The organism is Fibrobacter sp., assembly GCF_017545445.1.
GTDB lineage: Bacteria > Fibrobacterota > Fibrobacteria > Fibrobacterales > Fibrobacteraceae > Fibrobacter.
The window spans coordinates 1-3967 of sequence record NZ_JAFWOM010000156.1 but is presented as its reverse complement, the minus strand read 5'-3'; the positions used below and the strand labels follow the sequence as shown (position 1 = coordinate 3967).

General features: G+C 47.4%; 5 protein-coding genes. All 5 read left to right on the top strand.

All coding sequences use genetic code 11. From position 1 onward, the window contains the following. Positions 1–102: 102 nt before the first annotated feature. The 5 genes from IKG78_RS18320 to IKG78_RS18300 all read left to right on the top strand — a co-directional run bounded on the left by IKG78_RS18320 (position 103) and on the right by IKG78_RS18300 (position 3685). On the top strand, positions 103–684 hold the full coding sequence (locus IKG78_RS18320; RefSeq protein ID WP_290946177.1) for a putative phage tail protein: 582 nt from the start codon (positions 103–105) through the stop codon (positions 682–684). A 2-nt stretch (positions 685–686) separates the two neighbouring features. Further along, positions 687–1787: a hypothetical protein gene (locus IKG78_RS18315; RefSeq protein WP_290946175.1), complete on the top strand. Its 1101-nt coding sequence runs from the start codon at positions 687–689 to the stop codon at positions 1785–1787. A gap of 10 nt (positions 1788–1797) precedes the next feature. Further along, positions 1798–2784 carry a DUF5979 domain-containing protein gene (locus tag IKG78_RS18310; protein ID WP_290946174.1) on the top strand — a complete coding sequence of 329 codons (987 nt, stop codon included), beginning with the start codon at positions 1798–1800 and terminating at the stop codon, positions 2782–2784. A gap of 24 nt (positions 2785–2808) precedes the next feature. Then, positions 2809–3363, top strand: coding sequence for a hypothetical protein (locus tag IKG78_RS18305; protein ID WP_290946172.1), 555 nt, complete (start codon positions 2809–2811; stop codon positions 3361–3363). Between the two features lie 163 nt (positions 3364–3526). Further along, complete coding sequence (locus IKG78_RS18300) at positions 3527–3685, top strand: hypothetical protein (RefSeq protein ID WP_290946170.1); 159 nt, start codon at positions 3527–3529, stop codon at positions 3683–3685. Positions 3686–3967 lie beyond the last annotated feature (282 nt).

The window sequence follows — 3967 nt, the reverse complement described above, 5'->3', positions numbered from 1 at the left end:
TTCAGGTCTCTAAAAACGGCGGCGAATATCAGACCCAATCGACGGCCATGAAACCCGATGATAAGACAGAACAGTTCATTCTAGGAACTTTGGCGGTAGAAGATGGCGATTAACCCGTTTGACAGCCCACACTACAAGGCTCTTTCTCAGCTTTACCCGCTCAAGATGGATGCGGAGGAATACGCTGTTGCCAAGGAACTTGACAGAGCATTGGAATATACCGATGCCGCTTATCCTGAAATCTTCCCAAGCACGGCTACTGCAACGCTTGAACGCTGGGAAAATCTGTATAATCTGAGCCACACGGGATCCATCGAATACCGCCATCAAGTCCTTTTGGCAGAAATCAACCGGGAATCAGGCATTGCGGAACGCCATTATAAGGCACTTGCGGCATCAATCGGCTTTACAATTACAATCGTAAAACCGCCTAGGATGTTCCGGGCAGGACTTTCGCGTGCCGGGTTCCCGATATATGACGAAGATGATCAATACACCTGGACGGTCTTTTGCGACCGACAGAAGTCATCCTGTTCGTTGCTGATTCGAACTTTGGAAGCTCAAAAAATCCCATTTACCAAAATTAGATGGTCTTTCCAAGCACCTCCGGCAGGCCGTTTGTTACTTGAAAACGGCGGGGCGTTGCTACTTGAAAACGGAAATCAACTTTTACTGGAGAAATAACCATGGCCGAAGAAATCCTGGACAAGAAAACATCCGAACTGGAATCATTAACGTTAGCCGAAGCAATCGAGGCTAACGCCGTTGTTCCCGTGGCGATTCCCAATTTAGGCAACGGTAATGTTGCTTTGGAAGATTTGGCTGGTCAAGACGGGGCCAACGGCAAATCTGCCTATGAAGTAGCCGTCGATAACGGCTTCGAAGGAACCGAAGCCCAATGGCTTGCATCGCTCAAAGGTGCTGATGGTGCCGCAGGAGCTGCCGGAGCAAAAGGTGATAAGGGCGATAAAGGCGACAAGGGTGATACTGGTGCAACGGGACCGCAGGGCCCTGCGGGTACCGGCGTTCAAGAAGTATTTATCGTAGAATATGGTGTTACATCGTATGCCGATACTCTTGCTGCGTACAATGCTGGTAAAATCATATTCGGGAAAAGATCGGATTTGATTTATGTAATGACCGAGTATGCTGATGTCACTGATCCTACAGACCCAGAAGTCGTAACAGGACATATCTTTTGGTTTGCTTCGTTTGAAGCGGTTAATCCCGATGTTAAAATTAGCCGATTTGGTTTGTCGAGTGAAGATCAGTGGCAAGCCCCAGTTGTCAAAGAGCTTTTTAAATATGACGATAGGCCTAATTTAGTTCGTGGTAGTCTAGAGACTTTGAATCTAAACAATGACCCACTTACTTGGATGCCTGATGGACCCGGAGTTGTCGGTCACATCTATCTGAAGTATTCTCCATTATTCAGAGCTTCAAATGTTTCTGCAACTGGAGTAAACTCGGTAACTGTAACCAATAACAAGCATACTATTTTGACGGATGTTGCTTCAGCGACACTTACAATTCGCTCTGAACTTGAATCCTATGCAACAGGTGGTCGAGAGGCCGCTAATTTCGTCGTTGAAGTGACGCCATCTGTTGATTGTACGGTAACTATCGAAACACGTCCAAATAGTCAAGCAGTACCGGCATGGACGGCCCTGAACTACAGTGCAGATGCAGGCAATACGCTTACGGCTGGCAAAACTTACCAAATTACTTGTGTGGGTTCTTGCTGGACTATGGCTGAATTTGTTGCCCCTGCAACGCCTTCGGCATAAGGAGTTATCTATGATTTTCACCCATCATGGAATTAACTCTATCCGTCGGGCTGTTGCTCCTGCTACAGGAGCGCTCACGCTTGAAATGAATGTTACTGGTCAAGGCTTTGACCCGGCGAGAACGTTTCATGTCATCGTAATTTTCGGCTATCCGGTGAACTATACTGTCGACGGAACGCCGATTGCCAATCCCGATGCCTATTACAATGGGTATCTCAAGGATGGCGACAGCGTGACTCTTGGCAACCTTCCGGCGGGCGTAAGCCTGACAATCGTCGAAGACATTACATCTGCCGATACAGCTGCAGGCTATGCTCAAGTGTCCATTACGGGTAATCCTGGCAACGTTATTGCAGGCACGACATCGACAGTTTCGTTCACCAACTCTTACACAGCCCCGGGCGATGCATTGACCCCATACGAAGACTGTGGCATAGGCCTTAGCGCTTCCGGTGATAACTCCGGTCGCCTCTCAGTGCCTGATTCCAAGAATCAAAGCCTTTTCGTCGTTGTTCCTGGCGTGTCGGGCAAGGTCATTACGGCGTTTGATGTGTGGACGGACCAGCCCGATGCGGCAAGCGTTTATAAGACGAACGAAGTCGTGGCGACGACATTCCGGACGTTTGACTTCCTTGGTCATGATCCGAGCGTGACCCCGCAACAGGTGCTTGCCCAGCCGCCGTCTTATGCAACGTCCTGGACAACGACCCAAGAATCGGACGGCAGTTATAGGCAGCATATCGTACTTGATACGCCCATAACGATGGAATCAGGCAGACAGTATGGATTTATCGTGACGACTCGCGGCGATGTGAACCACACCAACTGCGTGTGTTCTAGCCTTGCGAGCGCACAGAATCTAATGCTGACCTCGACTGAATGGTATGAACCAAGTCCGCAATACGACCCGCCTGCAGTTGTTTTCTCCTGGTGGGAAGCAAACAAGTATTGCTTTGCTGGCACGCATGCCCCAAGCATCAAATTTTACTCAACTTAAAGCCCTTTTGAAAAGGAGTTCAACATGAATACAAAGACCTTTAAAACTGGTGACATTGTGACCCCGGAGTTTCTGAATGAACTTCAAAATCCATCGTTCAACAAACAACCCGGCGAAGTCGGCCATTTGCCCACGCCCGACCGCTTACATATCCCATTAGGCGATTATGGTTTTGCTAAAATTGAAAAAAAAGACAATGCAATATCTTTCGAAATTCGTGAAAATAAGCAATTTGACCCGAGCGTGATTCGGTATACAACTGAATCAAAAGAGCTGTATCAAGGTCATTCGTTCGATGGGGGCGTTTATCCAGCTACTACGCAAGAATGGATGAAATCAGGCAGTGGTGCTGTGCAATATCATCAGGAGTTTAAGGTAAATCAAGGCGGACACACCGAAGATGTTTTAATCAACAAGACTATCGATGACAATGGCGACATCGTTCCTGCGTTCGGAATGATCTGTATCTACTCTGTGTCCGGCGGCATAAACCCTGACCCTCCTAAAAAATGCGAAATAACAGCATCAGGGCCGGTAACATATACTCATGATGGAACCCGATGGGTTCAAAATGCTTAAACAATAAACATCAGTAATAAAAAAGGATGTAACAAAGCGTTACGTCCTTTTAATTTTTGTCTCATTTAAGGCGATAAATTGTCTCATTCAAACCGCCGCGTTATAACGGATTGCTGCTGAAAATAATGTTGATTACGCATTTGTTCAGCCGGAAGCTGAAATTGTGGAATGGGGACAGTATTACGAAGACCACGGAAAGTTCCCGGTTCCTGTGTTTATGGGCTGTAAGTTGTTGTCTGAAAGCTTACGAGACAAAAGTATCATGGCGGAGCTCCTTGAAGGCACTGATTTTATTCCTAAGACCATCAAGGTCACTCAATAAAATCCTCGCTTCGAGGATGTTGAGAAACAGATTGGTTTCCCGTGCTGGATTCGCGCAACGGAAGGAACTGGTGGTCTTGGGAGCCTAAGGCTTGACGATATCAGCAGTTACAAGAGCTGGCTCTTTATCAACTCCCGTATTCCCGAATTTACTGTATCCGAGTTCCTTACTGGGCGTCATCTTGCCAACCAAATGCTCTATTACAATGGCGACTATGTGAAGGGCGCCGCATTGGAATGTGCAGAGTATGTCATGGCGAATACTGCTCCGTCACATGTTACG